The sequence below is a fragment of the Saccharospirillum alexandrii genome, assembly GCF_043641555.1.
GTDB lineage: Bacteria > Pseudomonadota > Gammaproteobacteria > Pseudomonadales > Natronospirillaceae > Saccharospirillum > Saccharospirillum alexandrii_A.
On record NZ_JBHZRJ010000001.1, the window covers coordinates 1,259,706 to 1,280,624 of the forward strand.

The window sequence follows — 20,919 nt, forward strand, 5'->3', positions numbered from 1 at the left end:
GCGCGCTATAATCAGCGTCTTGTAAACATCGCACGCCACCAGCCCGGTGTTATCGGTGGTCTGTGCCTGAGCTCTAAGAGGATTGACTGTATGGCTACCATCCTGGTCATCGATGACTCACCGAGTCAAGTGACGTTGTTCAAGAAAATACTGGAAAAGCACGGCCACACACCGGTGATTGCCGAGGATGGCGCAACTGGCGTGGCGGAAGCCAAGAGTATCCTGCCGGACTTGATTCTGATGGACGTGGTGATGCCAGAGCTGAATGGCTTTCAGGCCACCCGCAAGCTGACCAATGATCCGCAGACCGCGCATATACCGGTCATTATCGTGACCACTAAAGATCAGCCGACCGATAAGGTTTGGGGCGAGCGCCAGGGCGCCAAAGGTTTCCTGGTCAAGCCAGTCGATGAAGGCGAACTGATCGCACTGATCAATCAGCTCCTGCCCTGAGGCTGGTTACTGGGCCGCATGTACGTTACTGACAATGCGGTTCAGCTTCTGCCAGCTCTGTGATTCCTGGTAGTGGTCTGTCCGGACGCTGTGAGTCTGGATGCGGGCCAGCAGGGAATCTTCGCCAGTCGGTTCTGCAGGCTCGGCCAGCTGCATCAGTCGACCGGCATCCTGAAGCGTAATGAGATTGTATTGCAGTAGGTGTCCGGTCAACCGGCCAAGGTTAGCCGGTTCAGTAGCCTGAGCTGAAGCAATATCCGGCGCCTGAGCGGCAACCCATTCAAGTACAGCGACGGCATCGCTAACGTATACGGCATCGTCTCCACCGTCCGGTAGGGATGAATCGCCGGTTTTTTTCGTTTGATCGACCGCGCCGGTACCGGTGTCGGCGCGATGAAACTGTTGATGTGCCTGGTAATGTTCGAGGCCACTGATGTTCAGGCTCATGGTAAGGCATTGCCGCAGTTGATGAGGTTACTGACTATCAGCAAGCTTCGTGCCTGAATCAGTTGACTGATGCAGATGTTGAGCAGGAAGTTCAAAACTAAAAAAAGCGCCCGAAGGCGCTTTTTTTGGGTCTGTTAGTGAGAAAAGACTGTCAGGATCAGGCGTCGCGGAAGTTGCGTTCCTGACGTTCCTGGCGTTGTTTCTCTTCAGCACAGAGCGTTGCTGTGGGCCGTAACAGCAGCCGACGCACACCGATGGGTTCGCCGGTCACCGCGCAATAGCCGAAATCTCCGGTGTTGATGCGTTTGATGGCATCGTCGATCTTAGGCAGCAGCTTGGTCTGGCGATCCAGGAAACGCAGGTTCATGCGGCGTTCTTCCTCGATGCTTGCTTTGTCCAGCTCGTCGGGTTCGTTCTCGAAGGTAGCCAGCGTCTCGCGGGCTTCTTTCAGTGAGGCGCGTACTTCGTCGGCCTGCTCTTGCAGAAGGTTGCGAAAAAACTCCAGTTGAGCGTCGTTCATGTACTCGTCATCTGGGGCTGCCAACAGCTGTTCTTGAGTCAGCATAAAGCGATTCCTGTGCTGTGATGCCGCTGGGATAAAACCCATGCGAACTGTGTTGCGATCTTGCAACCTGGCCGGTTATTGATCGAGGCGCTGATCGGGTAGGTGCTCCAGAGTTGAGAGCTTTGACACTGCGTGAATCACAGTAAGCCAGGCCCTGATCAAACCTGATTTTGACCACCCTGCAGGTGCGCCTGGATGGTTAAATAATAGCCAGTGTCGTCAAAAGAGGGCACATCATATATCATCGCCCATTCGGTTAAAATAGCTTTTTTTCTGCAAATTCAAGCCCTTGGAGTAGAACTGAATGGAACGCGTTTTTCGCCTGGTGATGTCCTGTCCGGACCGTGTTGGCATTGTTGCCCGGGTTAGTCGGTTTCTGGCCGACCACAATGGCAGCATTCTGGAGGCCAATCACCACGCTGACCTGGAGCAAGGGTGGTTTTTCATGCGCAATGAAATCAAAGCCAGTTCATTGCCGTTCGATGCGCAAGAGCTGGCACGTCAGTTTGCACCCATCGCCGAAGAGCTGGGTATGACCTGGCGCGTAACAGACAGTGACCAGCGGCCGCGACTGGCCCTGATGGTGAGTCGCGACAGTCATTGCCTGGCCGATATTCTGAACCGCTGGCACAGTGGTGATTTGCATTGTGACATTGCCTGTATTATTTCCAATCACGATTCACTGCGCAGTCTGGCCGAGTGGCACGCCATTCCGTTCTTTCACGTACCGGTCGACCCTGCTGACAAGGCGCCGCACTTTGCTGAAGTCGAACGGCTAATTGAACAGCATGCGGCTGACACGGTAGTGCTGGCGCGTTATATGCAGATACTGCCCGCAGACCTGTGCGCTCGAATGCCGTATCGGGTCATCAATATTCACCACAGCTTTTTGCCCTCGTTTATCGGTGCCAGGCCCTACCATCAGGCCTATGAGCGTGGCGTCAAGCTTATTGGGGCGACCTGCCATTATGTGACTGCCGACCTCGATGCTGGCCCCATTATTGATCAGGATGTGATTCGGGTGTCTCATCGGGATGAGATTGAGGATATGGTGCGGCTTGGAAAAGACTGCGAGCGCACCGTGCTGGCCCGAGGGTTGCGCTGGCATCTGGAAGACCGGGTTCTGGTTCACGGCAATAAAACGGTGGTATTCAACTGATGCAAAAACACGTCAATGTAGCGCTGGTACTATTGGCCGGGTCTGGCCTGGCTTGGGGCGCGGAATCCCGGGTAACCGGGCAGTTGCAGGTGCAGGGTGCCTACCTTGAGCCGGCACTGGATGGTGACGGGCGCTGGTACCTTCAAGCACCCAATAGCTGGCTCGGGTTGGAAGTGCTGGAATCGGTAAGCGGCAGCCAGTATCGCGCGGTACTGGAGGCGGATATTGATCCACTGTCTCTGGACGAGCCGGTTTCCAGCAGGCAGGTGTTTATTGAATGGCTGCAACCGCTATACAGCATACGGGGTGGTCAGTTGCGCAGCCTGGAGCAACGCTTGCTGGCTGACCCGATTGACCAGATGCATGGCTTCGATGGCACACAACCGACCAGTGCCGACCGGTTCACCGATGCGATGGCCATTGATACCTACAGTGCCCGCAACGGACTTGGCCTCGAACAGCCCAGTCTTGAGTTCACCGCCAGTAACGGTGAGCTGATGTACATCAGTGGTCAGTGGACCTTTGAGGATGAAACGTCTTCCTCTACGTTGCAGCAGTGGGCAGTTGCGGCGGGTCTCGACACGCCGGAAGGCAGTGTGGCGGTGACCTATCGACGTAACGATGCCTTCGATGCTGGCCTTTTCGGCAGTTCCATTCTGTGGGAAAGCGACGGTCTGCAACTGGGTGGCAGTGCCCTGTATCGGGAAGAAGTGGTTGCCTGGGATCTGGTGGGTGCCTATCTGGCCGGTACGGTCGTCAGCAAGTTGAGTTATGGCCGTGATAACCTGCAAAACGCGTCGGATGAGGCCAGCTATTGGGCCTTTGGCATCGACCAGGTATTCAGTGATGCCATACTCAACTATTCAGAAATTCGCTGGCAGCCGGAGCCGGAACAGTGGCGCTGGATGACCGGTTTCAAATTGACGTTCTGATTTCAAAATCAGGGCCCGGGGGTGACGGTCAGACCCGGCATCGGCAGGGTTTCGAGCCTGTCTGTGATAAAGACACCAGTCTCTGGTTGTTGTTCGGGAAAGGCGCGTAACAGTACGTTGTAGTAGCGCCTTATGTTCGCGACGTACACTACCGGTTCCCGCCCCCGGGCATACCCAAAGCGGGTATAGGGGTGCCATTCTTTCAGTGCCAGTTTGGGCAGGTGCCGGCGAACGTCGAGCCATGAATCCGGATCATCACCCAGGGTTTCGGTAATGATGCGGGCATCCTCGAGGTGCCCGGCGCCGACATTGTAAGATGCCAGGGCCATCCATGTTCGGTCCGGTTCCTGTATTCGTTCGGGGATGCGCCGGTGCAGGCTAGCCAGATAGCGGCTGCCAGCCTGAATGCTCTGCTGTGGGTCGAGCCGGTTATCTATCCCCATTTCGCGGGCGGTCGTCAGCGTGACCATCATCAATCCTCGCACGCCGGTTGGCGAAACCGCATTACGCCGCCAGTGACTCTCCTGATAGGCCACGGCTGCCAGTAGGCGCCAATCCAGTCCGTGCAGGTCGGCCTGTTCCCGAAAGTCGGCTTCAAACTCCGGTAATCGAGAGCCAATGTGGCGTTCGAAAGTCAGGTTGCCCACATAGTCGAAATCACGAGTGTGGCCTAGATAACGATCTTCCAGTCTGGGGATCAGTTCGGTCCTTTCGAGTTCGCGCAAGGCGTTGTTAACCGCATCGATTAGGGAGCGATCGCGCTGGTTGCGAAACAGCGGGGCGACGGGTCGCGGGTGCTCGGTCAGGGGGTCGAAGCGCTGGTTGGGGAAAAACGGACGCATCACCAGAAAATCACGTTCATCAAGCAGCGCCATATCGAGCTCGCCCATGTCGATTCGGGTCATCAATTCGGCCGGACCGGCGCTGGTCAGCGTCATGTCAAGTGCCGGGTTGTCTGTGGTCAGGCGGTCGCTGAGGCCGCCGTGGCTGACCGGGTCGAGCGTGGCAATGCGCTGCTGATCGAGTTCTGGCGCTGTACTGGCCATCTCCCGGGCCAGCCCGACACGGGTCATCAGGTAGGGGAGTCCGGGTGTAAAATCTTGCTGGCTGGCGTTATAGGTGGTGCCGGTGAGCGCCATGTCGACAGCCCCAGCCGCCAGCGCACGATACAGGTCGGGCAGATCGCTGACCGCGAATAGCTGAACCTCGAGGCCCAGTTGCCGGCCCAACAGTTGGGCCAGATCGTACTCCAGGCCTGCCATGGTCTGGTCGTACTGTACATAGACGCCGTCCGTTTCCCGAATGGCGATGATCAGGGTGTCTCGCGCCTGCACCCGTTGCCAGTGGTTGTGCCAGCTGAAACCGGTGGCTACCCAGAAGCCGATGCCCGCCAGCAATAGCACCAGTATCGCGCCTTGGCAGAAAGAAAAAATTGAACGTCTGGTCAGTAACAAGCGCTGTCCCCGGGGATTGATATGGCTGTGATTGCAGTGCCATTTTACCTGTTTTTCGGCTACCATACGCGCCGATTTTTGCCCGCATCCAGAACAGGCCCCGATATGCTGATACTCCGAGGAAATCCCGTTTTATCCACGTTTCGCCGTCAGCGCTTGCTGGCCCGCTTGCCGACCGTGCTGGATGCCGGGCTTGCCGCCCGGGTTCGGGATGTCTACGCAGAGTACATGCATTTTGCCGACACCTCCGGGGATCTGACGGCAAGCGAACAGGATACACTGGAGCAATTGCTGCACTATGGTCCCCGGGTTGACGTCGAATCGGTCGATGGCGCCCCGGTCTGGGTATTACCGCGGTTTGGCACCATTTCGCCCTGGTCGAGCAAGGCCACCGACATTGCCAGAAACAGTGGCCTGTCGTCCATACGGCGCCTGGAGCGTGGCGTCCGTTATTGCATTCGTACCGATGAACCATTAAGCGAAGACGAAGTGCGACAGGTTGGCCAGGCGCTGCATGACCGGATGACCGAATCGGTGGTTTACGACACGCCCGATGCCGCTCAGCTGTTCAGTCATCACGAGCCGCAACCCCTCAGTCAGGTGGGCATTCTCACCGGTGGCCGGGAAGCACTGGCCGAGGCTAATCAGTCGTTGGGGTTGGCTCTGGCCGAGGATGAAATGGATTATCTGGTTGAGGCCTACCAGCGCCTGGAGCGCGACCCGACCGATGTCGAGCTGATGATGTTTGCCCAGGCCAACTCAGAGCATTGCCGGCACAAGATTTTCAATGCGACCTGGACGATTGACGGCGAGGAGCAGCCCTGGTCGCTGTTCAAGATGATCAAGAACACCTATCAGCATAATTCGGCGGGTGTGCTCTCGGCCTATAAGGACAATGCGGCCGTAGTTGAAGGCTTCCGCACGGGCCGGTTCTACCCGGATGCTGATCATCAGTACCGCTATCACGAAGAAAATGTGCACATCCTGTTCAAGGTTGAAACCCATAACCACCCCACAGCCATTGCCCCATTTGCCGGGGCGGCGACCGGTGCCGGTGGAGAAATCCGTGACGAAGGCGCAACCGGAACCGGCGGCAAGCCCAAGGCGGGACTGGCCGGGTTCAGCGTCTCGGACCTGAATATTCCTGGGTTCGTTCAACCCTGGGAAAGCCAGTATGGCAAGCCGGGGCGCATTGTTTCGGCGCTGGACATCATGATCGATGGCCCCTTGGGCGCGGCGGCGTTTAACAACGAATTCGGCCGGCCCAACCTGCTGGGTTATTTCCGCACCTATGAAATGTCCGCGGCTGGTGTCAACGGCACCGAAGTTCGCGGCTATCACAAGCCGATCATGATTGCCGGTGGATACGGCAATATTCGTGAAGACCACGTTGACAAGGCGTGGGACGCTATTCCGGTCGATTCGGCGTTGATTGTGCTCGGTGGCCCGGCCATGCAGATTGGTCTGGGTGGCGGTGCTGCCTCGTCGATGGACAGCGCCGAGGGCAATGAAGATCTGGATTTCGCCTCCGTCCAGCGTGGCAACCCTGAAATGGAACGGCGCTGCCAGGAAGTGATCGACCGCTGCTGGCAACTGGGTGCCAACAACCCGGTGGCCTTTATCCACGATGTGGGCGCTGGAGGACTGTCTAACGCCTTTCCGGAGCTGGTTAATGATGGCGGGCGTGGCGGTGACTTCCAGTTACGCGATATCCCCAACGACGAACCGGGCATGTCACCCCTGGCGGTCTGGAGCAACGAAAGCCAGGAGCGCTACGTGCTGGCGGTTACCCCGGAGCGACTGGCCGAATTTGAAGCCATTTGCCAGCGCGAGCGCTGCCCCTTTGCCGTTATAGGTACGGCGACCGAAAAACGCCAGTTGGTGTTGAATGACCGGCATTTTGGCAATAAAGCGGTTGATATGCCGCTGGATATTCTGCTCGGCAAAGCGCCGCGCATGGAGCGTCAGTTTGAGCGCCAAAGTTTTGAGCCCGGTTCGTTCTCGACCCGGGGCATTGATTTGCATGAAGCGGCCGAGCGGGTGCTGCGTTTGCCGGCCGTCGCCAGCAAGAGCTTTCTGATCACCATTGGCGACCGCTCCATTACCGGTATGGTTGCTCGCGAACAGATGGTTGGCCGCTGGCAAATTCCGGTAGCGGATGCGGCGGTGACCACGACCGGCTTTTCCGGCTATACCGGCGAAGCCATGGCCATGGGCGAACGCACACCGCTGGCCCTGTTGAACGCCCCGGCCTCTGGCCGTGTGGCGGTAGCCGAGGTGCTGACCAATCTGGCATCCGTGTCGATTGGCGAGCTGGAGCTGGTTCGCTTGTCGGCTAACTGGATGGCAGCCGCGGGCCACCCAGGCGAAGATCAGGCCCTGTATGACACCGTCAAGGCAGTGGGGCTGGAACTGTGCCCCGACCTGGGTCTGACCATACCGGTCGGCAAAGACTCCATGTCGATGCGCACCACCTGGGAAGAAGCCGGGCGTACCAGGGCCGTCACCGCGCCGCTCAGCCTGATCGTGTCGGGCCTGGCGCCGGTGGCGGATGTGCGTAAAACCGTTACGCCCGAATTGCGGACGGACAAGGGCGAGACCGATCTGATACTGATCGACCTGGGCCGTGGCCAGAACCGTCTGGGCGGGTCGGCGTTAGCCCAGGTCTATCGCAAGGTCGGTTCTGATCCGGTCGACCTGGACGACAGCGAAGACATGAAAGCCTTCTGGGCAGTGATGCAGGGGCTGGTTGCCGATGGCAAGCTTCTGGCCTATCACGACCGTTCCGATGGCGGCTTGTTTGCAACGCTGTGTGAAATGGCTTTTGCCGGTCGCACCGGCATCGACATCAAAGTCGAGCGTTTTGCCGGTGATGACGTCACTGCCGCCTTGTTTTCCGAAGAACTGGGTGCCGTCATTCAGGTTGCACAGGCGCAGACCGAAGACGTCCTGCAACAACTGACGGCGGCAGGCCTGGGTGATTGTTCGGCGGTGATCGGCCAGTGCAATGACGATGATTTCATTCGTTTCTCTGATGACGATGAGGAAGTGCTGGTCAAACCGCGAACGGATTTACTGCGCCTGTGGACCGAAACCAGCTACCACATTCAGGCCCTGCGCGACAACGAGGCCTGTGCCCGGCAGGAATACGATGCCTGGCTGAACGCCAACGACCCGGGCCTGCATGCCCAGTTGACTTTTGACCCGAACAGCGATGTCACCCGGTCTGTCGATTCGAGCGTACGCCCGAAAGTCGCCGTACTGCGGGAGCAGGGCGTTAATGGCCAGGTTGAAATGGCTGCCGCTTTTGATCGAGCAGGCTTTGATACCGTCGACGTTCATATGAGCGACCTGCTGACGGGCCGGCGCTCGCTGACCGAGTTCCGCGGTTTGGTTGCCTGTGGTGGTTTCTCCTACGGCGACGTTCTCGGTGCAGGGGAGGGCTGGGCCAAGACTATTCGCTTTAACGATCGTGTTCGCGACATGTTCCAGGCGTTTTTTCACGACCCCTCTACCTTCTCGCTCGGGGTGTGTAACGGTTGCCAGATGTTGTCGAACCTGCGCGATCTGATGCCTGGCACCGACCACTGGCCGCACTTCGTGCGCAATGAATCGGAGCAATTCGAAGCCCGTACCGTCATGGTCGAAATTCCCGAATCGCCGTCCATTTTCCTGGCGGGTATGGCCGGGTCGCGTTTGCCGATACCCGTTGCCCATGGCGAAGGCCTGACCGAGTTTCGCGATCAGGCGCATGCCGATGATGCGGTCGACAGTGGTCTGGTCGCCCTGCGTTACGTCGACAATTACGGTGAAGTAACGCAGCGCTATCCGTTCAACCCCAATGGCTCCATTGCCGGGATGACCGGTTTTACCAACAGCGACGGTCGCATCACCATCATGATGCCACACCCGGAGCGGGTATTCCGTTCGGTCACTAATTCCTGGCGGCCGGACCACTGGCAGGAAGACGGCCCCTGGCTGCGGATGTTCCGCAATGCCCGGGTCTGGGTCGGGTAGAGGTGGCTGAATTTCTGCTCGTCTTTGCCGTCACGCTTGTCGTGATTGTCGGCGTTACGCTGGCGATGATCTGGGGAAAGGCCCCGGTGTATCGCCCGACCCAGGATAGCGTTCAGGCACTGATTACCAGAGCGCTGGAAGGTGAAGCAGGCGAGGATGAGTGGCAGTTCTTTCTGGATATGCCCATACGCCATGATCCGGATCTGGAATCGTTGCGCAAAGACTGTGCTCAGTTGCACGATGAGCAAGGCTTGCGGCCCCGAACGGGCAAGGTGCGATTCAAGGAGGCGGGGCAGATTCGGTTGCGCCATTATCTAAGCCGCCTGGAGCAGGGCGGCTCCAAGTCTTTTTAACTCAAGTGTCGGAGTTCGGTCCAGTTCAAAGGCGGTGGCCCGCACCGGGTACCGGGTATGCCTCTGTAGGGTCGGCATTAACCCGTCCATGGGGCCTAGACTTCGGCATCCATGCCTCAGGCTTCCCCACATAGGCATACCCGGCACCCGGTGCTAGTCTATAGAGCAAACTCTGAAGCGTGAGTTAATCGGCTTCCAGAAACCGTTCCAGAATTCTCAGAAACGCGGCGGTTTTTTCGGCATGGGGCCAGTGGCCTGCGCCCTCGATGATCTTTGCGGTCGCTTTCGGGAAGCGCTCGGTGATAGCCGACTGATCGCTGGCCTGGATGTACTGGCTGTTCATACCCTTGATAAAGAGCGTTGGTCCTTCAAAGGGGTGCTCGAAATCGGGTTCGTTGGCAATGCTGTCGTACTGCTGTTGCAACGCCTCCAGATTGAAGCGCCAGGCCAATTGACCTTCGTCGTTTCGATACAGACTTTTCAGGATGAACTGGCGGATACCCGTGGTTTCGATACCGTCTTTGAGTGCTTCGTCGACCTCTGAGCGGTTCTTGAACTGACTCAGGTCCGTGTTTGCCAGGGCGCGGAAGATGTCCTGATGATGGGGCGGGTAGGCTCTTGGCGCGATGTCGACAATAATCAGTTTATTGAGGTGGGATTGAGCGTCGTTCAGTGCCATTTGCATGGCCACCTTGCCTCCCATCGAATGTCCGAGCAGAGCTGTGTTTTCAATGCCTTGTGAAGACATCCAGTCGGTTACTGCCCTGGCAAATACCGGATACGACTGTTGCTTTACCCAGGGAGAACGCCCATGGTTGGGCAAATCCAGCAGATGAACCCGAAAGTGGTCCGATAACGATTTGGCGATACTGCGCCAGTTGTCGCCACTGCCAAACAAGCCATGGAGTATGACCAGATCGGGTCCTGAACCCAGGGTGTCGCTGTACAGTTCCATGATGCCTCGGAGTCTCCTGCAGTGGGTTGTGGGGTTATCGATTCGTTTATGTTACCAGAGGTGGGTTATGCAATGTCGTTCCGGGTGCGGTGCCTGCTGCATCGCGCCGTCGATCAACCAGGCGTTCTATGGGATGCCTGCGGGCAAACCCGCTGGTGTACGCTGCGTCCATTTATTGGACGATGCCCGCTGTGCCCTGTTCGGGCGACCCGAGCGGCCTGCAGTGTGCTCGGCCTTTAAGGCCGAGGCGGCGTTTTGCGGGGCAAACCGGGAAGAAGCCTTGCAGATACTGGATGATCTGGAGGTCAGCTCCAGGCCGGCTCCCTAGAGGAAAGCGGCCTGTGCGGTTGCCGCTTCGCGCTCCAGCTCTGCATAGAGTGGGTCTTCGCGATCATTCGGCAAGGCCAATCGCTCAAAGGCCGAGACCTTGGTCCAGTCCATGCGGGACCAGCCGCTGGTGCTGTCTTTGAGCACGATCAGGTTGGCGACGGTGATGATGTCGGTCAGATCGGCCTCGGCCGGGTTACGGTCGAATTTGCGATAGTCGCGCGGTACCCGGCTGAGCTGAGGCGAGAAGTCCCAGCGTTCCAGAATGACGCTACCCAGATGACCATGCAATTGATCGATGATCTGACCCAGGGTGATGTTATCGAGAATCAGGTCATCGCGCTCTTCGGCAAAGGTCAGAATGGGTAAAGCCCCTAGCCTGTGCACCAGTGCGGCCAGCAACGCCTCTTCGGCGCCCACGATTGCGGTTTGACGCGCCAGTATGGTTGCCATGGCCGATACCTGGCCGGTCAGGCGCCACAGTTGGCGCATGCGCTTGTCGATCATGTCTGAGGTGGCCTGAAACATCTGCTCCATGGCCAGGCCAATCGCCAGATTTGAGGTGTAGTTCATGCCCAGGCGGCTGACTGCCATCGACAAGTCCCTGACCTCCTGCGGTGCGCGCAGCAGGGGGCTGTTAACCACCCGGATGATGCGAGCGCTCAGGGCGCTGTCGCGGGAAATAATGTCGGTCAGTTGTTTGATCGTCGCATCCGGATCCTCAGCCGTATCCCTCACTTTCAGGGCTACTTCCGGCAGACTGGGCAGAACCAGTTGGTCGTTGTTCAGCGCGTCGATGATGTCTTGCTTGACTGTCTCTAACAGTTTGCTCATGGGGCCAACGTTTCCTTGATACCGGGATGCCGTTCATCGGTAGGGCAGTGTAGCACGGGCATGCTGCGTCAGGCAGTCAGGCCTGCGGGCACTTTATCACCTAGTCTAGCAGCTCCAACGGTATCTGCCGCTCACTGTCCAGGTAGAGTGCCGGGGCATCGGCGGACTGTTTAACCATAGCAAGTCCCAGGCATTGTTCACCGTCTGCTACCCAGTTGATCCAGGTGCCGGCGGTGCCCGTGGCGGTGTAGACCTCTGGCCCGGCCGGTGTTGCATCGCCTTGCCAGCGCAGGCGTTGCAGGCCGCGCTTGCTCTGTCCCTTGTAGTGAAGCCGGGAAATCACTTCCTGGCCAGTGTAGCAACCCTTGTTGAATGAAATCCCGTCGAGTTGTTCGAGCCCGATCGACTGGGGCACGAACTCACCGGTCAGGCTGGCGTTAACCCAGGGATATCCAGCGAGGATGTCCAGCCGTTGCCAGTCGGCTGCAGGGTGCACCCGGGAATTTTCGATCTGTTCCATCAAGGTTTCGTAATCGTCTGCCAACGCCGATAGCCAGATCTGGGCGCGGCCGTCGGGCAGACTGAACGCAAAGTGGCCGCCCTTACGCCAGACATCATTGCTGCCTTTACCCAGCACCCGAGTTAGCCAGTGCCCGGCTTCCGGGCCGGACAGCCCCAGCCCATGCAGCGCCTGGCTCTCATCCGTCAGTTTAGAGCCGCGAAAGAAAGGGATGTACTTGCCCAGGTGGCGTTTCAGGGTGTCGGCGGCGCTGCGCTCGATCACCAGTTTGACGGTGCTCGGCTCAGTCGACAGCAGAATGTTCCAGACGTTTGCAACCACGCGCCCTTTGGGCGTGCAGAATGCCCCTGGCAGTGGTGCCTGAGGCAGGCGTTTCAGGTAGTCCTGGGTGCCCTGGCCCTGCAGAAATGTCAGGGCGTCGGTGCCGGTAATATCGAGTATCGCCAGATGTTCAAGCGGGTAAAAAATCGGGGTGTCGACTGGCGAAGAGGATTCGGTGGTCTGTTGGGTAGCCGGAGGCATGATGTCAGTGTCCGTATTTGGCTGGGTAGTGGGTGTTGAGTCCGGAAAGTGAAGGTTAATGAATCTTGGCATGCCAGACAAACCGGCGTGGTGAGAGGTTCGGTTTGCGCTCGCTTTGCTGTTACACTTTGCCCTTACCAGCCGGATTCATCAAGGGTGTCTCGCCTCACTCCCCAGGGAGTATCGGGACCACCAGGTATCCGGCGTCTCATTGTGGGTTTGAGTGTGGGCGTTTAATCGTGGAAATGACAGAAGAACAGGCTTTGATTCATCGTCGCCTCTGGTGGCACAGTCGGCGTGGCATGCTCGAGCTGGATGTATTGCTGGTGCCTTACACCGAATCGGTGTACCCGACCCTGAGTGAAGACGATCAGCGCATTTATCGCCGACTGATCGATAACGAAGATCAGGATTTGTGGAACTGGTTTCTGGAGAAATCCACTCCCGAAGACCCTGAGATGGCCTATATGGTGCGCAAGATACTGGACCGTGTCCAACCCGATTGAGTGCCGGTTACAACCCTCCCGCCTGCGCTGGCTGATGATGTCGGCGCCCCTGGTCTTATGTCTGCTCTTACTAGGCTTCAGTGCTTTGCCTCTTTGGTCTTTGGGTGCGCTTGCCCTGGTGTTGGGCCTTTGCCTGGTGGTGGCTGTACGCTCAGAACCACCGCCGGTATATCTGCGCTGGATGGGAGCGGACCTTTGGCTGTATGAGCAGATGGCGCCCTCCGGGGCCGAACGCTACTTGTGGCGCGGGCGTGGCCGACGCAATGCGCTCTATGTTCGTTTTGAACTGGAATGTGCCGATACCGGAAACCGTCGCGACCTGATGATCTGGAGAGACAGTGTAACCGACCCCAGCTGGCGCAGTCTCAATGCCTGGTTTCGAATTCAGGCCAGCGCTGTGAGACGGGAGCCGGAAAGGTTGTAAAACAGGTCTCGGAGTGCGCTGCATTGACTGGCGTAGCGGGCGCGAACGACTGGCAATTGAGCCACCCTGAGCTCCGAAACCTGATTCAGTCGTTGTTTCTGAATAGAGGCTTCAGTGTTTTCGTTCCGGAGACAGCACAGTAATTTCCGTCTGCTCCTGGGGTTCGGGGTAGCTGCGGGTGTAGTGCAGACCCCGGCTTTCCTTGCGAGACAGGGCCGATTCGATGATCAACTCGGCCACGACCACCAAATTGCGCAACTCCAGCAAGTCGGAACTGACCCGGAAGTTGGCGTAGTAGTCCTGAATTTCCTGCTTCAGCAGGCGCACCCGGCGCAGTGCGCGCTCTAGCCGTTTATCGCTGCGTACAATGCCCACGTAATCCCACATGAAACGGCGAATCTCATCCCAGTTATGGCTGATGACGACTTTTTCATCGGAGTCGGACACTCTGGATTCATCCCAGAGCGGCAGGTCGTCCGGGTCATTGGGTGTCGGGTCACTGTCCAGAATGTCAGCGGCGGCCATTTGCGCAAAGACGATGCATTCCAGCAGGGAGTTGGACGCCAGCCGGTTAGCGCCGTGCAAGCCGGTATAGGCGCACTCGCCAGCAGCGTACAATCCGGCGAGATCGGTTCGGGCATGCAGGTCGGTGCGAATACCACCACAGGTATAGTGCGCTGCCGGCACGACGGGAATGGGTTCCTGGGTCATGTCGTAGCCATAACTCAGGCAGCGCTCGTAAATGGTGGGGAAGTGGCTGCGAATGAAGGCGGCGGGCTTGTGACTGATGTCCAGATACAGATGGTCGGCGCCGAGACGCTTCATTTCGTGGTCGATGGCACGGGCGACGATGTCCCGCGGGGCCAGTTCGCCGCGCTCGTCGAAACGATGCATAAACCGTTCGCCATTGGGCAGCTTTAACAGCCCGCCTTCACCACGCACCGCTTCGGAAATCAGAAACGACTTGGCTTTGGGGTGGTACAGGCAGGTCGGGTGGAACTGGTTGAATTCCATGTTAACCACGCGGCAGCCGGCACGCCACGCCATGGCGATGCCGTCGCCAGTGGCACCATCCGGGTTGCTGGTGAACAGGTACACCTTGCTGGCACCGCCACTGGCGATCACCGTAGACCGGGCGCCTATGGTCACGACCCGGTCGTTGCGTCGGTCCAGAACATAGGCACCGAGGCAGCGGTCAGGCGCCTCGGAAGTGCCTTTGGTCTTGTTGTGGGTGATCAGATCGACCGCAATGTGCTGTTCCAGTACGTGAATGTTGGCGCGTTGCTGAACGTTGCGGACCAGGGTTTCGGATATGGCCCGGCCAGTGGCATCGGCGGCATGAATGATGCGCCGGTGCCGGTGGCCTCCCTCACGGGTCAGGTGGTAGTCGACTTCAGAGCCGTCTTCATGGGTAAAGGGTACACCCTGATCAATCAGCCACTGGATGGCACTGGCCGACCGCTCAACCGTATGGCGCACCGCTTTGGGCTCGCATAACCCGGCGCCTGCCTTTAGCGTATCTGCGACGTGATCGTCGACGGAATCGACTTTATCCAGCACGGCCGCAACACCCCCCTGTGCCCAGGCTGTCGAGCCCCAGCCCAGTTCACCCTTGCACACAAGGTAGATGTTCAGGTCGCGCGGCAGGCTCAGAGCCAGCGTAAGCCCGGCCGCACCCGTGCCGATAACCAAAACATCAGCGGACAATCGTGAAGGCATTGATGCGTTCTCCGTAGACAGTGTGGGGTGGCCCGGTGCGAAGTAGGCCAGGCGCATGAGCGCCAGTATAACCAAACTCGGATTGATTACTCACTCCCGGGTAACCCTGAGCGTTGCGGTTATTTGTTGAGCGCAGTTGAATCGTTATACTGTCTGGCTTAAGTCAGGCAAAGATGGATACCCTGTGGTCGAAGAGCGTGGTCAGGTCATTGACGTAAATGATTCCGGGAGTGTTGTATCCGTTGTGCAAACCAGCGCCTGTCAGAGTTGCAAGGCCCGTCAGGGGTGTGGTCAGGCGGTGCTGAGTGAGTGGGGCAGCGCCGACCGTCAGGATGCCAAAAACCATTTTTTTATCGACAGCGCCAACATCCTGGCGTCTCGGGCCTTGCGGCCGGGCGATGTGGTTCGCCTGGGCATTCCTGAAGATGCCCTGTCGCGCGCTGCCGTCTGGATGTATCTGTGGCCACTGCTGCCCGCTTTTCTGGCGCTATGGGTGGCTACCCGGCTGTCCCTGACTGAGCCGGTTCAGTTGGTGGCGGCCGTTCTTGCCGGTGCCGTCGCGGTGGTCATCACCCGCTGGCGCTTTGCCCATCCGGGCAAGACCGCACAGCCGCGCATTTTGTCGATTGAAGAGCCAGCGGTTAGCGTATTCGCCCGGGAAGCCGGCTAAAGACTTCAGCGCACTGACTAACAGGGCGTAAATGGCATGTAAAACGAACACCCCGGGCGCTTTGATAAGACACACTTAGGCCTAACATCCCAGTTCAACTCAAAGCTGAGTGGAGTACTCATTCATGTTTCAACGGACATCCATTGTTACCGCAGTCGTGGGCGTTTTGTTTTTGGCCAGCCAGGCCATGGCTGAAGGCTTACCCGATTTTACCGAGCTGGTGGAAGAGCATTCACCGTCGGTGGTTAAAATCACCACCTCAACCGCACCGGTTGAGCGGTCGGCCCAGCCGGACAGTAACCAGCAGGTGCCGGAATTCTTCCGCTATTTCTTTGGTGATCAGTTGCCACCGAATTTCGATTTCCAGCGGCCCAGCCCAACGCCAAGAGAGGGGCTCGGCTCTGGATTTATTCTCTCTGAAGATGGTTATATTCTGACCAATAATCACGTCATTGACGGGGCCGACGACGTTCGGGTGATGCTAACCAATGGCACCTCCTATGCCGCCGAAGTGATTGGCACTGACCCGCAAAGTGACGTGGCGCTGCTGAAAGTTGAAGCGGAAGACCTGCACGCGGTGACGATCGGCAGCAGCGAAGACCTCAAAGTAGGCGAATGGGTGCTGGCGATCGGATCACCATTTAACTTTGAGTACTCGGTTACTGCCGGTATCGTCAGCGCCAAGGGGCGCGCACTGGGTGGGTCAGACCGCTATGTCCCTTTTATTCAGACCGATGTTGCCATCAACCCGGGTAACTCCGGCGGCCCTTTGTTTAACCTGGATGGCGAAGTGGTTGGTATCAACTCCCAGATCTATACCCGTTCGGGTGGATTCATGGGCGTTTCCTTTGCCATCCCGATTGATATTGCCATGAACATTGCCGATCAGTTGCGTGACAATGGTGAGGTTCAGCGCGGCTGGCTGGGTGTCGAAATGTACCCTCCGTTCAACGAGAATCTTGAACTGGCCCGGTCAATGGGTCTGGATCGTGCCGAGGGGGCGCTGATCGCCCGGGTGTTTGAAGGCAGCCCGGCGGAGCAGGGTGGCATTCGAGCCGATGACATCATTCTTGAGTTCGACGGCAAGCCGGTGCGGCGCTATTCCGATCTGCCACCTCTGGTGGGTCAGGTAATGCCCGAAAGCACGGTCGACGTTGTTGTGCTGCGTAACGGAGAACGGGAAACCCTTGAAGTCACTATCGGAATACTCGATGAGACCCGCGTAGCGGCCCAGGCAGCGCCTCCGGAGCCGAGTTCAGACAACTCGCTGAACATCCTTGTGGTGGATGCGGGCGACCGCGATGGTGTTTTGGTTGAAGAAGTGCTGGCCGGGCCTGCTCAGGAAGCGGGACTGCAATCCGGCGATGTCATCACCATGATGGGAGGCTCCTTTGTCCGCGACAAAGAAGATTTCGACCGCATTGTGCGTGAGTTGCCGCAAAATGGGGCCGTAGCGGTCCGCATTTTGCGCGGCACCAACATCGTCTATCTGGCGATTCCCACCGAGTGAATCTAAGCCCCGGCCGATCGCTTTCGGCCGGGGCTGTCATGGTGTTCACAGGTCAAATGGTTTAAACTCGCGACCCCATTTTTAAGCTGAGTATTTGCTTCTGTGAGCAGTGATCTCTCCCACATCCGTAATTTCTCCATCATCGCCCATATTGACCATGGCAAATCCACACTGGCAGACCGCTTTATTCAGGTGTGTGGCGGCCTGACCGAGCGTGAAATGGCCGAGCAGGTGCTGGATTCCATGGATCTGGAGCGTGAACGGGGCATTACCATCAAGGCACAGAGCGTGACCCTCGACTACAAGGCTCGCGACGGCAAGGTGTACCAGTTGAATTTCATTGATACGCCCGGGCACGTTGACTTCGCTTATGAAGTCTCGCGGTCGCTGTTTGCCTGTGAAGGGGCTCTGTTGGTCGTCGACGCTGCCCAGGGGGTTGAAGCTCAGTCTGTCGCCAACTGCTATACCGCCATTGAGCAGGGCCTTGAGGTCGTACCGGTGCTGAACAAGATGGACCTGCCCCAGGCAGAGCCCGACCGTGTCGCCCAGGAAATTGAAGAGATTATCGGCATCGACGCTCACGATGCGGTGCATGCCTCGGCTAAGAGTGGCCTGGGCATCGAGGACGTGCTCGAGCAACTGATCGAACGCATACCACCACCGGTAGGCAACCTCGACGGCGACTTGCAGGCGCTGATCATCGATTCCTGGTTCGATAACTACCTGGGGGTGGTTTCTCTGGTTCGGGTTCGCCATGGCACCCTGAACAAGGGCGACAAGATCATTATCAAGAGCACCGGTCGCATTCATGTGGTCGACAAGCTGGGTATCTTTACGCCGAAGATGGCTGAAAAGAACCGGCTCAGAGCAGGTGAAGTCGGGTTTATCTGCGCCTCCATCAAGGAGATTCGCGGTGCACCGGTCGGCGATACCATTACTCTGTCGAGCACACCCAATGTCGCAGCCGTGCCCGGCTTCAAGAAAAGCAAACCGCAGGTCTATGCTGGCCTGTTTCCGGTCTCTGCCGACGACTACGAAGACTTTCGTACCGCCCTTGAAAAACTCAGCCTGAACGACGCCAGCCTGTTCTATGAACCGGAAAGCTCTGACGCACTGGGCTTTGGCTTTCGTTGTGGCTTCCTTGGCATGTTGCACATGGAGATCATCCAGGAGCGGTTGGAACGCGAATACGACCTGGACCTGATCATCACGGCGCCGACGGTGGTGTATGAGATTCTGAAAACAGACGGCGAGGTTGTTTTTGTTGATAACCCATCGAAATTGCCCGCCGTTAACAACATTGAGGAATTCCGGGAGCCTATTGTCAGGGCGTCGATTCTGGTGCCTCAGGAGCACGTCGGCAATGTGATTACCCTCTGCGTTGAAAAACGGGGTGTGCAGCGTGACATGCAGTTCCTGGGCGGGCAGGTATCGCTGGAATACGATTTGCCGATGGCTGAAATCGTCATGGATTTCTTCGATCGGCTCAAATCGGTCAGTCGTGGCTTTGCCTCGCTCGATTTCGCCTTCGATCGCTTTGAAGCATCGGAACTGACGCGTCTCGATGTGCTGGTCAACGGTGACCGGGTGGACGCGCTGGCGGTCATTATGCACCGAGATCACGTGCAACGTCGTGGTCGCTCGCTGTGTGAAAAGATGAAGGAGCTTATTCCCCGTCAAATGTTTGATGTGGCGGTACAGGCTGCCATTGGCAATCAGGTGGTTGCGCGCACGACGGTGAAAGCCCTGCGCAAAAACGTCACCGCAAAATGTTACGGCGGCGACGTCAGCCGCAAGAAGAAATTGCTGCAACGCCAGAAAGAAGGCAAAAAGCGGATGAAGCAGGTCGGCTCGGTATCGATTCCGCAGGACGCCTTCCTGGCAATTTTGAAAGTGGATAGCTGACCGGCTTTGTAGGCCTCTGGTGCCAGTGTTTTGCATAAGGACAGTATGGAATGAACGTGATTGTGCTTTTTTGGGCCAGCCTGGTTATGACGTTGGTGTTGGCAACGGCGATCTTTATCCGGCAGCGGCAACGCCTGGCGGACGCGGTCGACCAGAGCGACTGGAGCCGGGAGCAGTTGGAGGCACTGTTTGCCCCCAGCATCCTGGAGCGGGGGCTGGGTTACGCACTGCTGGCTCTGCTGTTAGCGTTGATCTGGCAGACCATTCAGCAGAGTTTTGATTTTGCCTTGTTGCTGGCGGTAGCGACGCTGGTTACCGGACTGGTGTATCTGGCCGATATCCTGCTGTTACGGGCTTACCGTCGCAAGGTGCTGGCTGCGGCTGAACAGTCCATGACGGATTTCAAAACCGTTCGTGAAGACTTGAATGTAGAGCCGGGGCTGATAGAAAACAGTCGTTCCTTTTTCCCCGTGTTGCTCATTGTGTTCGTGCTGCGCAGCTTTTTGTTTGAACCTTTTCAGATTCCCTCGGGTTCGATGAAGCCGACACTGGAAATTGGTGACTTCATCATTGTAAACCGCTTCACTTACGGCCTGCGCATGCCGGTGACCAATGACGTGGTCATTCCGGTTAGTCGGCCCGAGCGTGGTGATGTCATCGTGTTCCGGCCGCCGCATGAACCCAGCAAAAACTTCATCAAACGTGTCGTTGGCTTGCCGGGAGACCTGATTCAATACGATTACGGTCGCCGTCAGCTCAGCATCAATGGCGAAGCCATTGACTTTGCCTTTGAACAGCGCACGGCTGACGACGAAGGCCGCTATACGCTGTACAGCGAACAATTGGGCGATGTAGAGCATTTTATCTATCAGAATCAGGCGGGTCCGAGCCGGCATCCGCACGAATGGGTGCCAGCCGAAGGCGTTTTGGTGCCGGAAGGGCATTATTTTGTGATGGGTGATAACCGTGACGCAAGTCACGATTCCCGATACTGGGAAGGGCAGCGTCGTCTGGAGCAAAGCGACTACAATAACCAGGGCAATAATGCCTGGGGGTTTGTGGACGAAAACGCGATACTCGGTGAAGCTGTGGCCGTCTGGATGACGTGGAAGGGCTGGTATCCGGCCTTCTCACGCGTTGGCGCTATTGACTAAGTCGCCAGACTGCGCGAGTTTACCCCGAAGCAGTGGCTAGCCGTGAACCGGTGTTCCAACCTGCCCCATAAGACCGGCAATGCACGCGGCATTGCCCCATAACAGGATGAATGACAATGCGGACTCCGAAACGCGAGCAGGGCATGACGATTCTTTCAATGGCCATTTTGCTGTTTATGGTCATTTTTTTCGGCACTCTGATCATCAAGCTATCTGGCCCTTACTATGATCAGTTCACCATCGACCAGATGATCAGTCGTACCGCCCAGGAGTTAAACGGTGACCAGGCACTGGAATCCGAGTTCAGAGACCGGATGTCGAAAAACCTGAGCATTAATAATATTGAGCTCGATCTGCGCAAAGATCTGACGTTCGATTTGCGCTCCAATGAACCCAAAGTCACCCTCGACTATGAAAAAAGGGTGCATATCTTCGCCAACATTGATGTCGTGCTGACGTTTTATGAAGAATACGGACTCTGACCAGTGTCATT

The 20,919-nt window shown here is 57.5% G+C and carries 20 protein-coding genes; 13 read left to right on the forward strand and 7 right to left on the reverse strand.

What is annotated here, in order from left to right; translation table 11 throughout:
• Positions 1 to 90 precede the first annotated feature (90 nt).
• Entirely contained in the window at positions 91 to 453 is a 363-nt protein-coding gene (locus ACHUE7_RS05500) for a response regulator (RefSeq protein ID WP_127556356.1), read from the forward strand.
• 6 nt (positions 454 to 459) lie between these two features.
• On the opposite strand, the gene ACHUE7_RS05505 is transcribed toward ACHUE7_RS05500, so the two are convergent.
• Together ACHUE7_RS05505 and ACHUE7_RS05510 are read right to left on the reverse strand one after the other, a co-directional pair.
• Positions 460 to 900 (reverse strand): hypothetical protein, encoded by a 441-nt coding sequence (locus ACHUE7_RS05505; RefSeq protein WP_394169080.1) that lies wholly within the window; start codon positions 898 to 900, stop codon positions 460 to 462.
• A gap of 157 nt (positions 901 to 1,057) precedes the next feature.
• Positions 1,058 to 1,465, reverse strand: a complete 408-nt coding sequence (locus tag ACHUE7_RS05510) for a TraR/DksA family transcriptional regulator (protein ID WP_348477223.1) — start codon at positions 1,463 to 1,465, stop codon at positions 1,058 to 1,060.
• Positions 1,466 to 1,769: 304 nt separating this feature from the next.
• Here ACHUE7_RS05510 and purU point away from each other — a divergent pair, with 304 nt between their 5' ends.
• Complete coding sequence (purU, locus tag ACHUE7_RS05515; RefSeq protein ID WP_127556353.1) at positions 1,770 to 2,624, forward strand: formyltetrahydrofolate deformylase; 855 nt, start codon at positions 1,770 to 1,772, stop codon at positions 2,622 to 2,624.
• Positions 2,624 to 3,556, forward strand: coding sequence for a hypothetical protein (locus ACHUE7_RS05520; RefSeq protein ID WP_394169081.1), 933 nt, complete (start codon positions 2,624 to 2,626; stop codon positions 3,554 to 3,556). The genes purU and ACHUE7_RS05520 overlap by 1 nt, the downstream gene beginning before the upstream one ends.
• A gap of 8 nt (positions 3,557 to 3,564) precedes the next feature.
• Here the strand turns inward: ACHUE7_RS05520 and mltF are convergent, their stop codons facing one another.
• Complete coding sequence (mltF, locus tag ACHUE7_RS05525; RefSeq protein WP_394169082.1) at positions 3,565 to 5,076, reverse strand: membrane-bound lytic murein transglycosylase MltF; 1,512 nt, start codon at positions 5,074 to 5,076, stop codon at positions 3,565 to 3,567.
• Between the two features lie 39 nt (positions 5,077 to 5,115).
• On the opposite strand from mltF, the gene purL reads away from it, so the two are divergent.
• The gene (gene purL, locus ACHUE7_RS05530; protein ID WP_394169083.1) at positions 5,116 to 9,027 is read left to right on the forward strand and encodes a phosphoribosylformylglycinamidine synthase; all 3,912 of its coding nucleotides are present in this window, start codon (positions 5,116 to 5,118) and stop codon (positions 9,025 to 9,027) included.
• Between the two features lie 2 nt (positions 9,028 to 9,029).
• Positions 9,030 to 9,380: a hypothetical protein gene (locus tag ACHUE7_RS05535; protein WP_394169084.1), complete on the forward strand. Its 351-nt coding sequence runs from the start codon at positions 9,030 to 9,032 to the stop codon at positions 9,378 to 9,380.
• A 184-nt stretch (positions 9,381 to 9,564) separates the two neighbouring features.
• On the opposite strand, the gene ACHUE7_RS05540 is transcribed toward ACHUE7_RS05535, so the two are convergent.
• Positions 9,565 to 10,335 (reverse strand): alpha/beta fold hydrolase, encoded by a 771-nt coding sequence (locus ACHUE7_RS05540; protein WP_394169085.1) that lies wholly within the window; start codon positions 10,333 to 10,335, stop codon positions 9,565 to 9,567.
• 67 nt (positions 10,336 to 10,402) lie between these two features.
• Between ACHUE7_RS05540 and ACHUE7_RS05545 the strand changes: the two genes are divergently transcribed.
• Positions 10,403 to 10,663, forward strand: coding sequence for a YkgJ family cysteine cluster protein (locus ACHUE7_RS05545; protein ID WP_394169086.1), 261 nt, complete (start codon positions 10,403 to 10,405; stop codon positions 10,661 to 10,663).
• On the opposite strand, the gene ACHUE7_RS05550 is transcribed toward ACHUE7_RS05545, so the two are convergent.
• Together ACHUE7_RS05550 and ygfZ are read right to left on the reverse strand one after the other, a co-directional pair.
• Entirely contained in the window at positions 10,660 to 11,496 is an 837-nt protein-coding gene (locus tag ACHUE7_RS05550; protein ID WP_348477230.1) for an HDOD domain-containing protein, read from the reverse strand. The genes ACHUE7_RS05545 and ACHUE7_RS05550 overlap by 4 nt on opposite strands.
• A 100-nt stretch (positions 11,497 to 11,596) precedes the next feature.
• Entirely contained in the window at positions 11,597 to 12,538 is a 942-nt protein-coding gene (gene ygfZ, locus ACHUE7_RS05555; RefSeq protein WP_394169087.1) for a CAF17-like 4Fe-4S cluster assembly/insertion protein YgfZ, read from the reverse strand.
• Positions 12,539 to 12,783: 245 nt separating this feature from the next.
• Between ygfZ and ACHUE7_RS05560 the strand changes: the two genes are divergently transcribed.
• Both ACHUE7_RS05560 and ACHUE7_RS05565 read left to right on the forward strand, forming a co-directional pair.
• Positions 12,784 to 13,044: an FAD assembly factor SdhE gene (locus ACHUE7_RS05560; protein ID WP_394169164.1), complete on the forward strand. Its 261-nt coding sequence runs from the start codon at positions 12,784 to 12,786 to the stop codon at positions 13,042 to 13,044.
• Positions 13,028 to 13,468: a hypothetical protein gene (locus ACHUE7_RS05565; RefSeq protein ID WP_394169088.1), complete on the forward strand. Its 441-nt coding sequence runs from the start codon at positions 13,028 to 13,030 to the stop codon at positions 13,466 to 13,468. Before ACHUE7_RS05560 ends, ACHUE7_RS05565 begins: the two co-directional genes overlap by 17 nt.
• A 111-nt stretch (positions 13,469 to 13,579) precedes the next feature.
• Here ACHUE7_RS05565 and nadB read toward each other — a convergent pair whose 3' ends face one another.
• On the reverse strand, positions 13,580 to 15,187 hold the full coding sequence (gene nadB / locus ACHUE7_RS05570) for an L-aspartate oxidase (protein ID WP_394169089.1): 1,608 nt from the start codon (positions 15,185 to 15,187) through the stop codon (positions 13,580 to 13,582).
• Between the two features lie 136 nt (positions 15,188 to 15,323).
• Between nadB and ACHUE7_RS05575 the strand changes: the two genes are divergently transcribed.
• The 5 genes from ACHUE7_RS05575 to ACHUE7_RS05595 all read left to right on the forward strand — a co-directional run bounded on the left by ACHUE7_RS05575 (position 15,324) and on the right by ACHUE7_RS05595 (position 20,908).
• Positions 15,324 to 15,857, forward strand: coding sequence for a SoxR reducing system RseC family protein (locus ACHUE7_RS05575; protein WP_394169090.1), 534 nt, complete (start codon positions 15,324 to 15,326; stop codon positions 15,855 to 15,857).
• Between the two features lie 124 nt (positions 15,858 to 15,981).
• Positions 15,982 to 17,367: a Do family serine endopeptidase gene (locus ACHUE7_RS05580; RefSeq protein ID WP_394169091.1), complete on the forward strand. Its 1,386-nt coding sequence runs from the start codon at positions 15,982 to 15,984 to the stop codon at positions 17,365 to 17,367.
• Positions 17,368 to 17,469: 102 nt separating this feature from the next.
• The gene (gene lepA / locus ACHUE7_RS05585) at positions 17,470 to 19,272 is read left to right on the forward strand and encodes a translation elongation factor 4 (protein ID WP_394169092.1); all 1,803 of its coding nucleotides are present in this window, start codon (positions 17,470 to 17,472) and stop codon (positions 19,270 to 19,272) included.
• A 50-nt stretch (positions 19,273 to 19,322) separates the two neighbouring features.
• Entirely contained in the window at positions 19,323 to 20,426 is a 1,104-nt protein-coding gene (gene lepB, locus ACHUE7_RS05590) for a signal peptidase I (protein WP_394169093.1), read from the forward strand.
• Positions 20,427 to 20,542: 116 nt separating this feature from the next.
• On the forward strand, positions 20,543 to 20,908 hold the full coding sequence (locus ACHUE7_RS05595; protein WP_164743866.1) for a DUF4845 domain-containing protein: 366 nt from the start codon (positions 20,543 to 20,545) through the stop codon (positions 20,906 to 20,908).
• Positions 20,909 to 20,919: the final 11 nt, after the last annotated feature.

What these genes read in the sequence shown, in the direction of transcription:
- ACHUE7_RS05500 (WP_127556356.1), top strand. Translation starts at nt 91, where the DNA reads ATGGCTACCATCCTGGTCATCGATGACTCACCGAGTCAAGTGACGTTG.
- ACHUE7_RS05505 (WP_394169080.1), bottom strand. Translation starts at nt 900, where the DNA reads ATGAGCCTGAACATCAGTGGCCTCGAACATTACCAGGCACATCAACAG.
- ACHUE7_RS05510 (WP_348477223.1), bottom strand. Translation starts at nt 1,465, where the DNA reads ATGCTGACTCAAGAACAGCTGTTGGCAGCCCCAGATGACGAGTACATG.
- purU (WP_127556353.1), top strand. Translation starts at nt 1,770, where the DNA reads ATGGAACGCGTTTTTCGCCTGGTGATGTCCTGTCCGGACCGTGTTGGC.
- ACHUE7_RS05520 (WP_394169081.1), top strand. Translation starts at nt 2,624, where the DNA reads ATGCAAAAACACGTCAATGTAGCGCTGGTACTATTGGCCGGGTCTGGC.
- mltF (WP_394169082.1), bottom strand. Translation starts at nt 5,076, where the DNA reads ATGGTAGCCGAAAAACAGGTAAAATGGCACTGCAATCACAGCCATATC.
- purL (WP_394169083.1), top strand. Translation starts at nt 5,116, where the DNA reads ATGCTGATACTCCGAGGAAATCCCGTTTTATCCACGTTTCGCCGTCAG.
- ACHUE7_RS05540 (WP_394169085.1), bottom strand. Translation starts at nt 10,335, where the DNA reads ATGGAACTGTACAGCGACACCCTGGGTTCAGGACCCGATCTGGTCATA.
- ACHUE7_RS05545 (WP_394169086.1), top strand. Translation starts at nt 10,403, where the DNA reads ATGCAATGTCGTTCCGGGTGCGGTGCCTGCTGCATCGCGCCGTCGATC.
- ACHUE7_RS05550 (WP_348477230.1), bottom strand. Translation starts at nt 11,496, where the DNA reads ATGAGCAAACTGTTAGAGACAGTCAAGCAAGACATCATCGACGCGCTG.
- ygfZ (WP_394169087.1), bottom strand. Translation starts at nt 12,538, where the DNA reads ATGCCTCCGGCTACCCAACAGACCACCGAATCCTCTTCGCCAGTCGAC.
- ACHUE7_RS05560 (WP_394169164.1), top strand. Translation starts at nt 12,784, where the DNA reads ATGACAGAAGAACAGGCTTTGATTCATCGTCGCCTCTGGTGGCACAGT.
- nadB (WP_394169089.1), bottom strand. Translation starts at nt 15,187, where the DNA reads ATGCCTTCACGATTGTCCGCTGATGTTTTGGTTATCGGCACGGGTGCG.
- ACHUE7_RS05580 (WP_394169091.1), top strand. Translation starts at nt 15,982, where the DNA reads ATGTTTCAACGGACATCCATTGTTACCGCAGTCGTGGGCGTTTTGTTT.
- lepB (WP_394169093.1), top strand. Translation starts at nt 19,323, where the DNA reads ATGAACGTGATTGTGCTTTTTTGGGCCAGCCTGGTTATGACGTTGGTG.
- ACHUE7_RS05595 (WP_164743866.1), top strand. Translation starts at nt 20,543, where the DNA reads ATGCGGACTCCGAAACGCGAGCAGGGCATGACGATTCTTTCAATGGCC.